Genomic DNA, 15,898 nt, shown 5'->3' with positions numbered 1-15,898 from the left:
CAGGTCACGGACCACTTCCGCGACGCGACAGGGTCGTCCACCGGCGAGAATAGGTGTGCGGGGAGCGCCCGTCGCGGGTTACGCGCACCCTGCGCGAAAGTCGCTCGCACCCAACGTGGGCGCCGAGCGGTCGTCCTGCTCATCCATGGAGGCTGTCAGTGGGCTGCCGTAACCTGAATCACATGCCACCGCAGGCCGCCACCACTGCGCAACCGACCGATTCCGACGCCGAGTTCCACGCGGCCACGGAGCCTTTTCGGCGCGAGATCCTCGCGCACTGCTATCGCATGATGGGGTCGCATCACGACGCCGAAGACCTCACCCAGGACACCTACCTGCGGGCGTGGCGTGCCTACGACAGGTTCGACGGCCGCGCGTCCGTTCGCACCTGGCTGCACAAGATCGCGACCAATACGTGCCTGACCGCCCTGCAGAGCAGACAGCGCAGGCCGCTGCCGTCGGGACTCGGTGGTGACGCTTTCGACCCCACCGACGCGCTCGACACCGACCGTGAGGTCCCCTGGCTCGAGCCCTTCGCGGGAACCGTGGACGAGATCTCCCCCGGCGACGACGCCGACCCGGCATACGTCGTCGGCGCACGCGAGTCCATCCGCCTTGCGTTCATCGCAGCGCTGCAGCATCTACCCGAGAGACAGCGTGCCGTGCTGATCCTCCGCGACGTCCTGCAATGGCGCGCCGCCGAGGTCGCCGACGCGATCGGTGTCACGACGGCGACGGTCAACAGTCTGCTGCAACGTGCACGCGAGCAGCTCAGGAACGCTGCACCACAACGTGATTCGCCCGGAGAGATCACCGACGACGCCAAGCGCGAACTGCTGGCCAGGTACGTGTCCGCGTTCGAACGCTACGACGTCGACGCCATAGCCTCCATGTTCACCGACAAGGCGATCTGGGAGATGCCGCCGTTCACCGGTTGGTATCAGGGTCCTGAGTCGATCGCGACACTCATCCGCGGCAACTGTCCGGCGGAGAAGGCGGGCGACCAGATCCTACTGCCGACCACCGCCAACGGGCAGCCCGCGTTCGGTCTCTACATGCGCGGACCCGACGGCGTGCATCGGCCGTTCCAACTCCAGGTACTCGACGTGGTCGCAACCGGCGCCGCCGGGACGGTCGAGGTCGCCCATGTCGTCGCGTTCTTCGGCGACGATCTGACCGAGGACTTCGCCCGCTTCGGTCTCCCCGCGACGCCCTACGATGCTCCTCCACAGGTGCAACCAAGCCCCTGGCACTGAGCGAATCCGACGGCTGCCCAGCTCGTGGGGGCTCGCCCCCCACCCGACTGATCTCCACGTCGACGTCTGCTCACGTCGATTCCTACACTCACTTCAATTCCTGAACTCACTTCGATGTCTGGGGAATGGCGCCGGGGTCCATCCACACGATCTCCCAGGCGTGCCCGTCGGGATCGCAGAAGGTGCGGCTGTAGGTGAAACCCTCGTCGGTGGGAGCGCGCAGCGTCGAACCGCCGTTGGCGAGCGCGGCGTCGGCAATCTCGTCGACCTCGTGACGTGAGGCCGCAGAGAACGCGATCACCACCTCGCGCACGGCTGCGTCCCCTCGACGGGGGTCGACCGCTGCCTCGCCTGCCGAGTATCCGGCAAACCGCTGCGTGGCGAGGAGCACGAGAACCGTGCCGTCGCTGATCGGCAGGCACAGCGTCCCGGCGTCGCAGAACACCTCGTCGGGTCGGAAGCCGAGGCTCTCGAAGAACCGCCGAGATCTCAGCGTGCTGTCGACGGGCAGTGTGATGAACAAGGTGGACACCATGCAAGGACCGACCGACGCTGGAGCGCGAAGTCATCGGTTGCGGTCGAGGCCGCCGATCGATCGCCGGGTCGACCGCATAGGCTGACCGAGCATGGGAGTCATTTACCTCGTGCGACACGGTCAGGCCAACCCGACTGCCTACGGCGTCACCGACAGCGATCCCAGCGCGGTCGAGACCGGTCCCGGCCTCACCGACATCGGGCGGGTTCAGGCAGGCCTCACCGGCACCTTGTTGTCGGCACAGGTCAGCGGTGTGACCGCTGCGATCAGTGGCGACCTCGCGCGACAGACCGAGACATTGGCGGGGGTGCTCGCGCGCCTCGACGCAGCGCCGGAGCCGATCGTCGACCCGTCGTGGAACGAGTACGAACTCCCGTCGCTCGCCGGCGCTGCGAACGCCGACGAATTCGCCGATCAGAAGTCCTACCAGCAGCGGCTCGATGCCGGACTCGCCCACTGGATCGACCAGACCTCCATGGCCGACGCAGAAGGCGACGCACGGCCATCCGGATCGGGCGAGACCTACCCCGAGTTCCGCTCACGGGTGACCGGGGCAGGCGAGCGCGCTGCCGAGTTGGCCGGTAGTGGTCAGTCCGTGCTCGTGGTGTCGTCGGCGGGCACCATCACGCAGGTGATCGCCGAACTGTGGGGTGTTCCGCCGCACCGCTGGCCTGCGATGGCCCGCACCATGGTGAACGCCTCGGTGACCAAACTTCTCGTCGGGCGCAGCGGCGTCTCGGTGATGTCGCTCAACGAGCACGCGCACCTCGTCGACCGAGAGGGCGGGGTGGCGACCTTCCGCTGAGTGCAGCCGCGCATGTGGTGCCGATCGACGAATGTGGTTGCTACAGAACACATACTGAAAATCGACTTACATCCACGCCGCACACTCGCCGGCCGGCGGTTCGCTGATGTCGGTTTCAAGCGTTGATTCTGTGCCCCGATTCCGCAGTCGGATTTCTTGTCGGTGGCCGGTCGTAGTATGGGTACAAACGTTCGATCCGGCGAGGGTAAGGGGGTGTGGGATGTCGATCGAGTCAGTTGGCCCAGGCGCCGATTCTGCTGCGGGAGGTGATGATTCGGGACGATTCGATCCGACGTCCGATGCTGTTCAGTCGGATTGGGCCACGGGCGTGCCGCTCGGGTTGTTGGGTGGTGTCGATCCCGCCGCTCCGGAGGGTTCGGACACGGTTGCCGTACTAGAAGGTTTGACCCGATTGCGGTGCGGTGAGGCGTTTGTGGCGTGGGCGCGGTATCAATCGATCGGGGTGCTCTATGACCGGCTGGTCGCTGCGCGTGCCGAGACTGATGGCCTGATCGTCGACGGCTTTTCCGATGCTGCAGCACGCATCTCAGGGATCTTCGCGGTGTCACGTCCGCAGGCGGAACGCATGATCGACGAGGCGATCGTGCTGCGGGATGATCTGCCGCAGGTGTTCGGCTGTCTGCGCGAGGGGATCGTGTCGGTCGAGCAAGCGCGACTGGTCATCTCACGCACCGACCTGGTGCGTGGGCCGGGCACCCCGCCCGAGGTGGTGGCCGCTGTCGACGAGCAGATCGCGACCACGCTACGTACCCGGCGGGGGTCGTGGAAACGACCTCGCCTGCGGGACATGGTGGATCGGATCGTGTTCCGCCAGGATCCCGATGCGGTGCGTGAACGTCGTGAACGTGCTCTGGACAAGCGGGGTGTGTTCACCGACAACTGTGGTGACGGGGTCGGGGAGATCACCGCCGTGATGTCAGCGGAGAACGTGCGGGTAGCAGTCGCTGCGGTACGGCGTTTGGCTGACGCGGTGTGCGGCGGTGATGGGCGGACTCGTCAGCAACGCGCCTCGGATGCCATGTTCGCGCTCTTGAGCGGTTCCCGATTCGAATGCGCCTGCGGCAGTGACGACTGCACCGCCCAGATCCCCGAACCCGGCACCGTACCGCCTGCCGATCCGCGGTTCGTCATCCACGTCGTGTGCAACGAAGGCGCCTTCACCCCACCCGAAACCGCCGACGGCACCCAGAATCGCGCCGACAGCACCGCTAAGCACGCCGACAGCACCGGCGATTCCGCCGACGGCACCAAGAGTTGCGCTGACGGGACAGGGAATCGCTTCGAGGGCACCGCTGGTTTCGCCGACGGCACCGGGAAGCCCGCCGACGGCACCGCCGCTTCCGCTGACAGCACCGCAGATCGCGCCGACAGCACCGCCGCTTCCGCTGACAGCACCGGGAATCGCGTCGAGGGCATCAGAAGCCGCGCCGATAGCACCGCCGCTTCCCCTGACGGCACTGGGAATCGCGCCGAGGGCACCGCGGATTTCGCCGACGGCACTGCAGATCTCGCCGATAGCACCGCCGATTTCGCCGACGGCACCGCGGGAACCGCTGACGGCACCGCAGAAACCGGTGGCGGAGTAGCGGATGCGGTTGACAGCGAGGCGGATTCGTCGTCTGGTGGCGTCGCTCATGGCAGCAACGCCGACGGCACGTCCGGCGGTGACGCGTCCGACGATGACGTGTCCGGCGATGCCGCCGGTGGCCGACGACCCGGGTTGCGTTATGCGCGCAAAGACGGTCACCGGACCGCCCAGTCGCCCGAGGCTGTGCCGGTCGGGTTCATGGACGGCTACGGCATCATCTCCGCCGAACACGTCCGCGACATCGCCGCCCGCCCAGACACAGTGACCCACCGCGTGGTCCCGACAAACACCCCCGAAAACGCCGACGGCACCTACACCCTGCCCGCACACGGCACCGACCCCTACCGCCCGTCGACTGCGTTAGATGAGGCGGTGCGCTGTCGCGACGGCTACTGCGTCGATCCCGGCTGCGCCCATTCGGCGTGGACCGCCGACAACGATCACGTCACCGAATACGACCACCACAACCCCGTAGCTGGTGGGCACACCAGCTACGAGAATCTCAACACCAAATGCCGATACGGGCACATCCAGAAAACATTCGGCAACTGGATCGATGACCAATACCGCGACCCGGCCACCGGCCGGCTGGTCACCGAATACATCACCCCCGAAGGCTTCGTCATCCCCGGCGACGCCGAAACCTTCGAAGACACCTTTCTCGGACTACGCCGACTCCGCTTCACCCCACCAACCACCGGTGAACCACCACCCCGACCACCAGGAACGCCATCACCGCAGGCACCAACGCGCCACCGAACACGCGCGGCGAACAAACACGCCCGACGCCGCGCCGAACGACACCGCAACCGCCAACGCCGACTCGCCCGCAACGCCGACAAACCCTACGCCGACGTCGCAGGACCACCACCGTTCTGACACGGCCGACCGAGCTAGAGCAGACGTACTCCGGAAGTCGACAGTCAGTTGCTACTTGAGTGCTGCGAGTCCGGCGGCGATGAACTCTCCGGTTGCCTCCCCGGCGTGCTCGGCGCCCTCCGACGCCGCGCCTGCGCGGGCGCGATGGCTGATACCCTCCGCAATCACGCCCAGTTTGAGATTCGCCAACCCGAGATAGAACGGCCAGTCGCCGAGGTCGTTTCCGGTCAGTGCCGCGTAGCGCTGAGCCATGTCGTCGGCGGACGGGTATCTATCACTCGTCCACGCACCGTCGAACCCGAGCACCCTGTCGAACACGGGCGTCCTGTACACACACATGAGCGCAACGTCGGTGATCGGATCGCCAAGCGTCGACATCTCCCAGTCCACCACCGCGGCAACAGTTCCCGGGTCATCAGTGGCAAGAATGGTGTTGTCGACGCGGTAGTCGCCGTGGACGATCGTCGCGCGCGCATGCTCCGGCACGCGCGCACCAAGCGCCTCGACGAGTGTGTCGACATCGGGCAGGTCACGACTGCGCACATGCGACCACTGCCGAGCCCACAACTTCACCTGCCTACCCGCGAAACCCGCCGCCCTGCCGAACTCTCCGAGCCCGACCGCCTCGTAGTCGACGCCGTGCAAAGCAGCCAGTGTCGAGATCAAGCCGTCGGCATTGCGCGCCACCTCGTCGTCGGACAATGCGGACAGGTCGTCGCCTGTGCGTATCACCGTTCCGTCGACGAATTCGACGATGGTGCACGGCGCCCCGAGTACCGAGCCGTCGGAGTCGAACGCCACCGGTGCCGCAACCGGGACGTCGGTACGCGCGAGCGCAGACGTCACCGCCCACTCGCGCCCCATGTCATGCGCCGACGGCGTCAGCCCGCCGGTCGGGGGCCGTCTGGCGACCCAACGATGCACACCGTCACTGACCATGAAGGTGAGATTCGACTTCCCGCCACTGATCAACTCGACGTCGAGCGGCCCGGCAACGTCGACTCCAGTGTCCACCAGGAACCGCTGCAGCGTAACGGGATTCAGAACGGATTCGACGGTGCTCATGCGTGCTCCCCGGCATCCGAGGAGGCCTGACGTTTGCGCGCACGTCCTATCGCCCTGCGCGCGATGGCCCAGCGGTGCACTTCGGACGGCCCGTCGTAGATCCGGAACGGTCGGAGTTCTCGCTGTAGTCGTGCGAGTGGCAGGTCGTCGGAGACACCGAGCCCCCCGCACATCTGGATGGAACGATCGACGATACGTGAGTATGCTTCGGCAGCAAACGTTTTTGCGATTGATGTCTCCGACGACGCATGGTGACCTTCGTCGAGTTCGTAACAGGCCTTGACCAGGAGTGCGCGCGACGCCGCGAGATCGATCTCGTTGTCGGCGACCATCTGTTGGATCATGCCGAGGTCGCCGAGTGTCCCGCCGAATCCGTTGCGTTGGGCGACGTACTCGACGGCGATGTCGTGGCAGCGTACGGCGATCCCGAGCCAGCGCATGACGTGTGTCATACGCGCAGGGCCCAATCGCACCTGGGCGTATCGGTAGCCCTGGTCGACCTCGCCGAGCACGTCGGCGTCGGGGACGAAGACGTCGGTGAAGCGGACCTCGCAGTGGCCGCCGATCATCGCCCGGTCGGTGGTGTGGATGTGTCGCGTGACCTCGATACCGGGGGTGTCGCCCGGAGCGAGGAACATCGTCGCACCGCCACGGTCGCCGGGCGCTCCGGCAGTACGCGCCATGATGATGTAGAAGCCGGCCCCGTCGGCTCCCGTGATGAACCGCTTCTCGCCGTTGATCTTCCAGCCGCCATCGACCTTGGTCGCCGCGGTGCGCAGTTGGTTGGGGTCCGAGCCAGCTCCTGGCGCCGGTTCGGTCATCGCGAACGCGGAGCGGACGTCACCACTGGCCAACGGCGCAAGATATTTGAGCTTCTGCTCGTCGTCTGCGATGTGGGCCAGCATGTGCACGTTTCCCTCGTCCGGTGCCCCGATGTGCAGAGCTGCGGGACCGAACGTCGAATAGCCACCGGCTTCGAAGACCGGAACCCGATCCGACATCGAGAGTCCGTGACCGCCGAACTCGACAGGCGCATGTGGTGCAAAGATGCCCAACTGCTTGGCCTTCTCGTTCAGGTCGCGCCGTAGATCGTCGCCGCCCGCCGCGGTGATGTCCCCGTCGTTCGCGTTCTCGATCGGCAGCACGACGTCGGCGATGAATGCGGTTGTCTTCTTGACGAGGTCCGTCACGTCGGACGAGTAGCTCAGTTGCACTGCCATCAGGTCTCCGTACTCGAAATTGTCGCCGGGACTCTCCGAATCCCGGTGAGTCGATCACCACGCGCCGACCGAGCGTTCGTTCGGCGACCCCAGAGTGCCAGAAGTGCGCTGCCCGGGTCAACCGATCAGCCGAGCACGACCTCAGCGCTCAACGTATCCGACGGTGGCCCTCGAGAGATCCAGATTGCGTGCGATCAGCTCGTCGGGGCCCAGTTCGCCGTCGGGCTTGAACCATGTCGAGACACCGACGCAGATCGTCGTGACAGCGCGCGCGGCGTCCTTGGGATACCTGGTACGAAAGTCGCCGGCGTCGACTCCGGCGAAGACGATCTCGTCGACCATCCGCTGTTGACGGTCGCGTAACCCGATGTAGGTCTGCTTGTAGCTGCTGTCGAGGCTGCGGATCTCGGTCGATCCGACGAACGCCTGCTCACGGCGATACATGTGGAAGCGGAGAAGCGATTCGACGACGGCGTCGAATTGGTCGACAGGCTCTGGACCGGCCTCGGTGACAGCCTGTTCGGAGCGGGTGAGGAGATCGGTCATCGTCCTCTCGAGCAGCCCCTGCAGCAGCGATTGCTTCGACGGATAGTGGTGATAGAGCCCGGGAACGGACAGGTTTGCCCGTGCGGCGATCTCGCGCACCGACGTGCCGTGGTAGCCGTGCTCAGCGAATGCGGCCAGCGCCGCAGCGAGTGGAACGGGCAACTCGGGCTCGCCGAAATCACGCCAGCGCCCCGTCTGCTCCCCCACTTCCGCATCGTCGACGCCGCTACTCATGGCATCCAACATATCCTCATCCACTTCCCGTCACCGCAGGCACCAGCGACATCATCAACGCGACGCCCAGATCGACCACCTCGTCGGGGCCCATCGGGACATCGTCGTCGAGCCACGCCGACAACAGTCGTGCCAGCCCGCCCACCTGGAACTGGGCGGCTCCCATGACCCATGGGCCGGGTGGCGTCTCGAGTGCCGCGGATGTGGCCTCGAGGGTGATCGACGCGAAGACGGCGGTGGAATCCCGGCGCTTGTCGGCCAGCACAGGGCTGGTGAGCATCGGCGAGAACAGCAGTCGCCCCTTCCTACGGTCGGAGTCGATGATCGCGACGATCGCCGCGACGGCAGCGCGGACCTTGTCAGCGACGCCCGAACCCGTGCTGAATGCGGACAGTGCGTCGCGCGAGATCTCGTCGATCACGCGGTCGTAGGTCGCAGCCACCAGGGCATCGATCGTGTCAAAGCTCTCGTAGAAATAGCGCGGATTGAGCGACGTCGCGCCGCACACGCCGCGAACCGTCACAGACTGAGGCGGCTGCCCGCCGAGCAACTGCAGGGCTGCGTCCATCAGGGCGGTACGGCGGCGCGCCACCCGTTCGTCGCCCTTGACCCCGCTATAGGTGCGAAGTCCCTCGCTCACGTCGCTCACGTCGTCCATCTTGACATCCGTGACGGGTCGGGCGTTGAATCAGGAAACAGCCGTTACCAGATAGGAGTCGCCGCGATGCCGGTGCCCGACATCCGCCCGAACGCCGTGGAGAACCAGCACGGGCAGGACCGACGAGTGGACGACAGTCGCGGGCGCGACGAGATCGACAGTTCCGACCTGGTCATGCTCGGCGCCGCTGCGCTCGCCGGTCCTGCGAACGTGATCATGCAACTCGCGCTCCCAGCGGTCGGTTACGGCGTGTACGAGAGCCGCGTGGACTCCGGCAATCTGTTCAAACATCCGGTCAAACGCACGCGAACGACGTTGAGCTACCTTGCCGTCGCCGCGATGGGATCACCGTCCGACCGTCAGGCGTATCGGCGCGCCGTCGGTCGGGCACACGCCAGGGTTCACTCGACACCGCAGAGTCCAGTGTCGTACAACGCGTTCGACCCGAGTCTGCAACTCTGGGTGGCCGCATGCCTGTACAAGGGCTGGGAGGATGTCCAGCACGTCTACGGCGATCCGTCGATCATATCCGAGGAGACCTACCGAGCGGGCGCGGTCATGGGCACCACCCTGCAGGTGCCGCCACACATGTGGCCCGCTACCCGCGCCGACTTCGAAACCTACTGGCAGGACACACTTTCAACACTGGTGATCGATCCTCCGATTCGGGAGCATCTGCTCGCGATAGCGCGCATGGAGTTCGCGGGCCCGATCGTCGCCCGCATCGGGGGCTGGTGGTCGTACATCATGACGGTCGGGTTCCTCCCCGACGACTTTCGCGACAAGATGGGTGTCGAGCTCGCGCCGTGGCAGCAGACGGTGTTCGACGTGCACAACGTCATCGTGCGTCATACGGTGCGTCATCTACCGAAACCGTTGCAGCAGTTCCCGTTCAACCTTCTACTCGCCGACGTACGGCGCCGCGTCCGGACCGGCAGACCGCTGGTCTGACATCGTCCCGGGCGCTCACCCGACGGTCGCGAGAGCCTCGGGTGTGAGGTCGTCGACGCGCGTGTGTCCGGCGAGACCGAGTGTCAGGTCGAGTTCGGCGACGATGTTGGCGACCGCGTCGCGGGCGCCGTCCGCACCCGCGAGGGCGAGTCCGTACATGTGCGGTCGTCCGATACACACCGCATCGGCGCCGAGCGCGAGCGCCTTGAAAACATCTGCGCCCGAATAGATTCCCGAGTCGATCAACACAGCGATTTGGTCCTCGACGGCTGGGCCGATGGCAGCGAGCGCGTCGATCGAACTGATCGCGCCGTCGATCTGACGCCCCCCGTGGTTGGAGACGATGATCCCGTCGACGCCCGTGTCGACGGCGCGACGCGCGTCGTCGGGATGCAACACACCCTTGAGCACGATCGGCAGGGACGTTCGCTCGCGGAGACCCTCGATCTGCGCCCAACTCAACGAGGGTCGCGAATAGATGTCGAGGAAGGTCTGCACGCCGACGCGGGGCTCCGGTCGGATGATGTTGCGCAGCAATGCTCCCGGAGTGTTCCTGGCGATGGAGATCAGGGTGCGCAATGCGCCGACCGAGATCTCTCGGCGATCGTCGCCCGCCACCGCGGCTCGCTCGGCGACGATCTCACCGAACCGGGGATCCGAGGTGTACTGGGCGATCCCCTCCGCGCGGGCGAACGGCAGTGACCCGAGATTGAGATCGCGCGGACGCCAGCCGAGCATCGTCGTGTCGAGGGTGACCGCGACGGCCGACGCCCCGACGCGTTCCGCGCGCTGCAGCAGGCTGTCGACGAGGTCGTCGTCGGTCGACCAGTAGAGCTGGAACCATCGAGGTGCGCCGGGCCGGACGCGATCCATCTCCGCGGCGACCTCTTCCATGGGCACGCCACCTTGATTGGAGAAGATGTAGGGCAATCCCAACTCGGCGGCCGCATGGCCGATCATCCGGTCGGCGCCGCGCGCGACGAGGTCGCCCGCTCCGACGGGAGCGAACAGGATCGGCGCGGGCAGTCGGTCACCGAAGAGTTCGACCTCCAGCGTTCGCTCCGCGACATCACGCAGCACTCGCGGCACGATGGCGCGGCGATCGAGCGCTGCGCGGTTCGCGGCCATGGTGCGACCGCCACCCGCTCCACCCGCGATGTACGCCCAGGCGCGCTCGGACATCTTTTGGCGGGCGCGTCGTTCCAACTCGTCGAAGTCGGTCGGCACCACAGGTGTGCGACCGTGGATTCCCGCTGAGTAGATGTCGTTCTGACGGGCGCGACCGGAGAGTGGTGACGGCATACTCCTCAGCGTATGACCCGCCTCACAGAACCCGACCACCGGTCATGGCCGTGATCACAACCGACGCCCAAGCGCGACCCTCGCTACTCTGGCGGGCGACCGGTCGGGAGATCAAAGGGATCACATGGCTATCTGGTTGTACAAGCTCGGACGCGCCGCGTTTCGCCACAAGTGGATGGTCATCAGCGCGTGGGTCGTCGTCCTGATCGTCTTCGGTGGACTGGTCGGGTTCTTGAAACCGACATTCGCGACCAACTTCGAATTGCCCGGCACCGACTCCGATCGCGCGATGTCGGTGATGAAGGAGGACTTCCCAGCCGCCAACGACCAGTTGCTGAAGTCGTCGACGTCGATCCTCGTCGCCGCCGACGACGGACTCGAGAACCACATGGGCCAGATCGACGCGCTGGTCGCCAAAGCGCGCACGCTGCCCAAGGTCATCGAGCCGCAGACCGTCGTCAACCCGGTGACCGCGGCGAAGGCGAATCCCGCCATCGCACCGAAGGTCCTCGGCGACAACGGCAAGGTCGGACTGATCCAGATCAAGCAGGACATCCGTGCTAACGAACTGACCAACGACGACATGACCCAGTTCGAGAACCTGCTCGCCGAGTTCCGCGGCAACGGGCTGCAGGTCGAGGGCACCGGATCGTTGATGCAGGTCTTCCAACAGGGCGGAGTGTCGGAACTGTTGGGCTTCGTGATCGCGTTCATCGTCATGATCATCGCGTTCGCATCCATCGTGGCCGCCTTCATCCCGATCATCACCGGCATCTTCGGCGTGGGCATCACCATGCTGCTCGTCACGTTGAGCGCCAAGATCTTCGACGTCCAGCAGAGCGCCACCACGATCATCACCATGCTCGGAATCGCGGTCTCGATCGACTACGCGTTGTTCATCGTGTCCCGCTACCGATCCGAGCTGAATCTCGGCGGGTCCAGGGAAGCCGCCGCGGGCCGAGCCGTCGGCACCGCCGGGTCGGCAGTGGTGTTCGCGGGTCTGACGGTCGTTGTCGCAGTGTGTGCGCTGAGCGTCGTGGGAATCCCGTTCATCACGCAGATGGGTATCTCGGCCGGTCTTGCGGTCATCGTCGCCGTGCTCGGCGCCATCACGTTGATCCCCGCGCTGCTCGGCGCGTTCGGCAGGTTCGCGTTCAGTCCCCGCATCCCCGGACTGCGTCACGGCGACGAGCCCGATTCCCAACCGTCGAACGGCCTACGGGTCGCACGCTTCATCACTCGATTCCCGCTCCCGGTTGCACTCGTGGGCCTCGTGCTGCTCGGTCTCGCGGCGATCCCGATGTCGAACATGCAGCTCGGCATGGACTCCACCGGTGACAAGGAGTACGCGGCAACGAAACTGCTCGAACGCGGCTTCGGTGAGGGTGTGAACGGTCCGCTGCTCGTCGTCGTCAGCGACGCGTCGGGCGGCGACATCGCACCCGCTGCCGATGCGGTTGTCGCTCATGTGAAGACGCTGCCGAATGTGGCCAACCCGGAGCAGGTCGTCTGGGTGGGCAACGGCAGCAACCGCCAGGGAGCGACAGCTGCGCTGATCTCGGTGACACCTCAGAAGTCCCCGTCGGGCCCGGAGACGCACACCCTGATGGATCAGATCCGCGACTACGGGTCGTCGAAACCCGGTGGCGCGACAGTCAACGTGGGGGGCCAGACGGCCATCATGTCCGACATCTCCAGCAAGCTCAGCAGTGCGCTCCTGCCGTTCCTGATCGTGGTGGTCGGTCTCGCCTTCGTCATTCTGACCATCGTGTTCCGTTCGTTGCTGGTGCCGCTGACCGCGACCATCGGGTTCCTGTTCTCCGTGTGCGCGACGTTCGGTGCGACGGTCTGGATCTTCCAGGAGGGCCACCTCGGGCTGATCGATCACACGAAGCCGATCATCTCGTTCCTGCCGATTTTCCTGATCGGCGTCGTGTTTGGACTCGCCATGGATTACCAGGTGTTCCTGGTGACACGAATGCGCGAGGAGTACGTGCACGGTCTGTCGGCGAAGGACTCGGTGATCGTCGGCTACCAGCACGGGGCGCGCGTGGTCGCGTCTGCCGCGGTCATCATGATCTCGGTGTTCTCGGCGTTCATGCTCGCACCCGACACCATCGCCAAGGAGATGGGTTTCGCGCTGGCCGCAGCGGTCTTCTTCGACGCATTCATCATCCGGATGGCCGTCGTGCCCGCGGTGATCGCGATGATGGGCGATTGGGCATGGAAGATCCCGCGCTGGCTGAATCGCATCCTGCCCAACGTCGACATCGAGGGCACCGAGATCCGCAAGATCCCGATCGACGACGGACCCGCCGAGACGCGAGAGGCCGTCCCGGCGGGGCAGAGCTGAACGTCGCTCACCGCGTCATGGCGCTGTGCGTCCGATGATGGTCTGCGACCTTGCCGCTCGTGACGAGTGCCTGCACGCCGAGGCTGATCGCCAGGTAGATCATGATGCTCGCGCCGTCGAGTCCGCTCATGCCGTGCTGCAGACCGTCCCCGAAGAAGGCGGGAACCACCAGGCTGATCCCGACGTGTGCCGCGATCGCGACGACCCACAGCACGACGGTGAGCGCACCTCCCTTGCGGACCATCACCCCGGCCGGATTGCGATAGACCTGCATGCTGTGGGCTCGCGGCACGGCCAGAATCGCCGCGACGACGAAGCCGACGAGAACCGCGACCACCGCACCGACGGTGACGTGGTGACCTCCGCCGAGGTACTGCACGGTCTCGAAAACCCCGATGATCCCGATGATGAGCGGCAACTTGAACAAGTTGTCCTTGAGCGGCCGCTCCCGTATCTGGCGGTACAGGATGAGGACGAATACGAGAACGGCGATGAGCGCTGTGCTTGCGATGTTCATGCTTCGAGCATCGGCGCGCGGAGCCCGCGACACATCAACCCGAGGGTGGAACCGGGGTGGAGATCGGGTGGATTGCCACGACTCGTCCCCACCGATCGCCCCGCCCGAGATTACGGTGGCGATGTGTCAACAACCCGAGATCCGGTGTCGACGGATCGCTTGCTGATCCGCGGGATCGTCGCTGCCGCGGTCGTCGTGTCGGCCGTCGCCGATACCGGCGGACAGCCGCTCTGGGCAGCTGTGGTCGGCTGGGTAGCCGTCTGCGTCGTGGTGGCGCTGTTGGTGCGTTCCGTACTGCGCGACAGGAACGCACAGAGCTGGGGCACCCAGGTCTCCACACTGCACGCCACCTCGCTGATGGCGGCGTCGGTCGTCGCAGCGTGCGCGTTCCATGGCGGTGCGACCGTCTGGCTGCCCTACGTCGGAGTTGCCGCCGCGGCGATGTCGCAGACCCCGGCACTCGTCTCGGCACTCATCGCACTGCCCTCGGTGCCCACGCTGGGACTGTTGATGTGGTTGCAGACACACAACGCCTGGGCTGTCTGCATCAACATGGCAAGTGCCGCTGCGGTATTCGTCTTCGTCCAACTCCGTCGCCGCCAGCGTGAGGCCGCCGAACTCGCGGCGAGCCAGCGCGAGATCATCGCGGCGGAACGCGCACGAACCGCCGTCGCCGATCAGCAGCGCGAGATCTCGGCGCAACTGCACGACGTCCTCGCACACACGCTTTCCGGCCTGATCATCACGCTGCAGGGCGCCACCCTGATGGCGCAGCGCGAATCGTCCTCGGCGGAACTGACCGACACGCTGCGTACCGCAACGACACTCGCGCGTGACGGGCTCGGCGAAGCGAGAGCCGCCGTCGAATCGCTGCGTGACGACTCGATGTCCGACCAGCCGGAAGCCCTCGCGCCGTGGCTCGCCAAGACCCTGAGACAGCTGCGTTCGGGAGCAGGCCTCGACGTCATGGTGTCCGGCGACGTCGAAGATCTCGCTCCGCGCTGGCGTGATCTGGCGCGGTCGGTGCTGATGGAGGGTCTGACCAATTCGATGCGTCACGCCGCAGGAGCCCCGGTACGTATCGTGCTCACGAAGGACGTGGTGCACGTGACATCGATCGGTGATCCGACGCGGTTCGTCGATCGCGGCCACGCGAGCGGTAAGCGCGGATTGACCGGTCTGGCCGAGCGGGTCTCCGCAGCCGGCGGGACGCTGCACTACGGTTCGACCGCAGCGGGTTTCGAGCTCAGCATGCACATGGGTACAGGACGCTCGGAAACCGGGCCGGTGGACACGGGACGGGTGGGCACATGACGGTACGGGTGGTGATCGCCGACGACCAGACCGTCGTGCGAGAGGGACTGCGGTCAATGCTCGCACTGTTCGATTCCCTCGACGTCGTCGGCGTCGCGGCGTCGGCAGAGGAGGCACTCGCACTCGTTGCCGAACAGTCGCCCGACGTCCTACTCACAGACCTCCGGATGCCGGGAATCGGTGGCATCGAGGGGATTCGACGACTCGTCGCGTCGGGATCCTCCACGCGCGCAGTCGCGCTGACCACCTACGACGACAACGTCACCATCGTCGAAGCACTCGCCGCCGGGGCCGTCGGCTTCTTGAACAAGGACGCCGACCCCGACGCCATCGAAGCCGCGCTGGTCTCCGCGGCCACCGGCCGATCCCTTCTCGACGAAAAGGCCATGCGCGCACTGCTTTCCCGATCAGCGGACCGCAGCGACGAGTCCGGATCAGCCACCGGGACTCCTGACGGCCTCACCGACCGGGAGACCGAGGTGGTCGCGCTGATCGCCGAAGGGTTGTCGAACCAGCAGATCGCCCGACGACTGGTGGTCGGTGTGAGCACCGTCAAAACCCACATCAATCACATCCTCGCCAAGACGGGGTGTCGCGATCGGGCGGCCGTGGTGTCCTATGCGTACCGGCACAGGTTGGTCTGATACGACGTCA

At 65.9% G+C, this 15,898-nt stretch carries 14 protein-coding genes; 7 read left to right on the top strand and 7 right to left on the bottom strand.

Annotation, left to right across the window (positions count from 1 at the left end):
- Positions 1-182 precede the first annotated feature (182 nt).
- Positions 183-1,256, top strand: coding sequence for a sigma-70 family RNA polymerase sigma factor (locus tag LK459_RS10815; protein WP_227923312.1), 1,074 nt, complete (start codon positions 183-185; stop codon positions 1,254-1,256).
- A 106-nt stretch (positions 1,257-1,362) separates the two neighbouring features.
- Here LK459_RS10815 and LK459_RS10810 read toward each other — a convergent pair whose 3' ends face one another.
- Entirely contained in the window at positions 1,363-1,791 is a 429-nt protein-coding gene (locus LK459_RS10810; protein WP_007238402.1) for a VOC family protein, read from the bottom strand.
- A gap of 91 nt (positions 1,792-1,882) precedes the next feature.
- Between LK459_RS10810 and LK459_RS10805 the strand changes: the two genes are divergently transcribed.
- Together LK459_RS10805 and LK459_RS10800 are read left to right on the top strand one after the other, a co-directional pair.
- Entirely contained in the window at positions 1,883-2,596 is a 714-nt protein-coding gene (locus LK459_RS10805) for a histidine phosphatase family protein (protein WP_227923311.1), read from the top strand.
- 220 nt (positions 2,597-2,816) lie between these two features.
- Positions 2,817-5,084 carry a DUF222 domain-containing protein gene (locus tag LK459_RS10800; protein WP_227923309.1) on the top strand — a complete coding sequence of 756 codons (2,268 nt, stop codon included), beginning with the start codon at positions 2,817-2,819 and terminating at the stop codon, positions 5,082-5,084.
- A 51-nt stretch (positions 5,085-5,135) separates the two neighbouring features.
- Here the strand turns inward: LK459_RS10800 and LK459_RS10795 are convergent, their stop codons facing one another.
- The 4 genes from LK459_RS10795 to LK459_RS10780 all read right to left on the bottom strand — a co-directional run bounded on the left by LK459_RS10795 (position 5,136) and on the right by LK459_RS10780 (position 8,807).
- Positions 5,136-6,149: a phosphotransferase family protein gene (locus LK459_RS10795; protein WP_227923307.1), complete on the bottom strand. Its 1,014-nt coding sequence runs from the start codon at positions 6,147-6,149 to the stop codon at positions 5,136-5,138.
- Positions 6,146-7,369, bottom strand: a complete 1,224-nt coding sequence (locus LK459_RS10790) for an acyl-CoA dehydrogenase family protein (protein ID WP_227923304.1) — start codon at positions 7,367-7,369, stop codon at positions 6,146-6,148. The genes LK459_RS10795 and LK459_RS10790 overlap by 4 nt, the downstream gene beginning before the upstream one ends.
- Before the next feature lie 141 nt (positions 7,370-7,510).
- A complete protein-coding gene (locus tag LK459_RS10785) occupies positions 7,511-8,161 on the bottom strand; it encodes a TetR/AcrR family transcriptional regulator (protein ID WP_227923303.1) in 651 nt (216 codons plus the stop codon).
- Between the two features lie 4 nt (positions 8,162-8,165).
- A complete protein-coding gene (locus LK459_RS10780) occupies positions 8,166-8,807 on the bottom strand; it encodes a TetR/AcrR family transcriptional regulator (RefSeq protein WP_227923302.1) in 642 nt (213 codons plus the stop codon).
- 66 nt (positions 8,808-8,873) lie between these two features.
- On the opposite strand from LK459_RS10780, the gene LK459_RS10775 reads away from it, so the two are divergent.
- Positions 8,874-9,758 carry an oxygenase MpaB family protein gene (locus tag LK459_RS10775; protein ID WP_227923301.1) on the top strand — a complete coding sequence of 295 codons (885 nt, stop codon included), beginning with the start codon at positions 8,874-8,876 and terminating at the stop codon, positions 9,756-9,758.
- Between the two features lie 15 nt (positions 9,759-9,773).
- Here LK459_RS10775 and LK459_RS10770 read toward each other — a convergent pair whose 3' ends face one another.
- Positions 9,774-11,060: an alpha-hydroxy-acid oxidizing protein gene (locus tag LK459_RS10770; protein WP_227923300.1), complete on the bottom strand. Its 1,287-nt coding sequence runs from the start codon at positions 11,058-11,060 to the stop codon at positions 9,774-9,776.
- 124 nt (positions 11,061-11,184) lie between these two features.
- Here LK459_RS10770 and LK459_RS10765 point away from each other — a divergent pair, with 124 nt between their 5' ends.
- Entirely contained in the window at positions 11,185-13,413 is a 2,229-nt protein-coding gene (locus tag LK459_RS10765) for an MMPL family transporter (protein WP_227923299.1), read from the top strand.
- Between the two features lie 7 nt (positions 13,414-13,420).
- On the opposite strand, the gene LK459_RS10760 is transcribed toward LK459_RS10765, so the two are convergent.
- Positions 13,421-13,930 (bottom strand): hypothetical protein, encoded by a 510-nt coding sequence (locus LK459_RS10760; protein WP_227923297.1) that lies wholly within the window; start codon positions 13,928-13,930, stop codon positions 13,421-13,423.
- A 123-nt stretch (positions 13,931-14,053) separates the two neighbouring features.
- On the opposite strand from LK459_RS10760, the gene LK459_RS10755 reads away from it, so the two are divergent.
- A complete protein-coding gene (locus LK459_RS10755; protein ID WP_227923296.1) occupies positions 14,054-15,244 on the top strand; it encodes a sensor histidine kinase in 1,191 nt (396 codons plus the stop codon).
- A complete protein-coding gene (locus LK459_RS10750; protein WP_227923295.1) occupies positions 15,241-15,888 on the top strand; it encodes a response regulator in 648 nt (215 codons plus the stop codon). Before LK459_RS10755 ends, LK459_RS10750 begins: the two co-directional genes overlap by 4 nt.
- The last annotated feature ends 10 nt before the right edge of the window (positions 15,889-15,898 follow it).

The organism is Gordonia otitidis (genome assembly GCF_020735545.1).
Classification (GTDB): Bacteria; Actinomycetota; Actinomycetes; order Mycobacteriales; family Mycobacteriaceae; genus Gordonia; species Gordonia otitidis.
Note: the sequence above shows the minus strand (reverse complement) of the source record. Positions and strands in the feature narration are given on the sequence as shown.

Bases quoted from the DNA above. Each gene is read 5' to 3' on its own strand.
- LK459_RS10805 (WP_227923311.1), top strand. From the start codon at position 1,883: ATGGGAGTCATTTACCTCGTGCGACACGGTCAGGCCAACCCGACTGCC.
- LK459_RS10815 (WP_227923312.1), top strand. From the start codon at position 183: ATGCCACCGCAGGCCGCCACCACTGCGCAACCGACCGATTCCGACGCC.
- LK459_RS10810 (WP_007238402.1), bottom strand. From the start codon at position 1,791: ATGGTGTCCACCTTGTTCATCACACTGCCCGTCGACAGCACGCTGAGA.
- LK459_RS10785 (WP_227923303.1), bottom strand. From the start codon at position 8,161: ATGTTGGATGCCATGAGTAGCGGCGTCGACGATGCGGAAGTGGGGGAG.
- LK459_RS10760 (WP_227923297.1), bottom strand. From the start codon at position 13,930: ATGAACATCGCAAGCACAGCGCTCATCGCCGTTCTCGTATTCGTCCTC.
- LK459_RS10770 (WP_227923300.1), bottom strand. From the start codon at position 11,060: ATGCCGTCACCACTCTCCGGTCGCGCCCGTCAGAACGACATCTACTCA.
- LK459_RS10790 (WP_227923304.1), bottom strand. From the start codon at position 7,369: ATGGCAGTGCAACTGAGCTACTCGTCCGACGTGACGGACCTCGTCAAG.
- LK459_RS10800 (WP_227923309.1), top strand. From the start codon at position 2,817: ATGTCGATCGAGTCAGTTGGCCCAGGCGCCGATTCTGCTGCGGGAGGT.
- LK459_RS10775 (WP_227923301.1), top strand. From the start codon at position 8,874: ATGCCGGTGCCCGACATCCGCCCGAACGCCGTGGAGAACCAGCACGGG.
- LK459_RS10765 (WP_227923299.1), top strand. From the start codon at position 11,185: ATGGCTATCTGGTTGTACAAGCTCGGACGCGCCGCGTTTCGCCACAAG.
- LK459_RS10780 (WP_227923302.1), bottom strand. From the start codon at position 8,807: ATGGACGACGTGAGCGACGTGAGCGAGGGACTTCGCACCTATAGCGGG.
- LK459_RS10795 (WP_227923307.1), bottom strand. From the start codon at position 6,149: ATGAGCACCGTCGAATCCGTTCTGAATCCCGTTACGCTGCAGCGGTTC.
- LK459_RS10750 (WP_227923295.1), top strand. From the start codon at position 15,241: ATGACGGTACGGGTGGTGATCGCCGACGACCAGACCGTCGTGCGAGAG.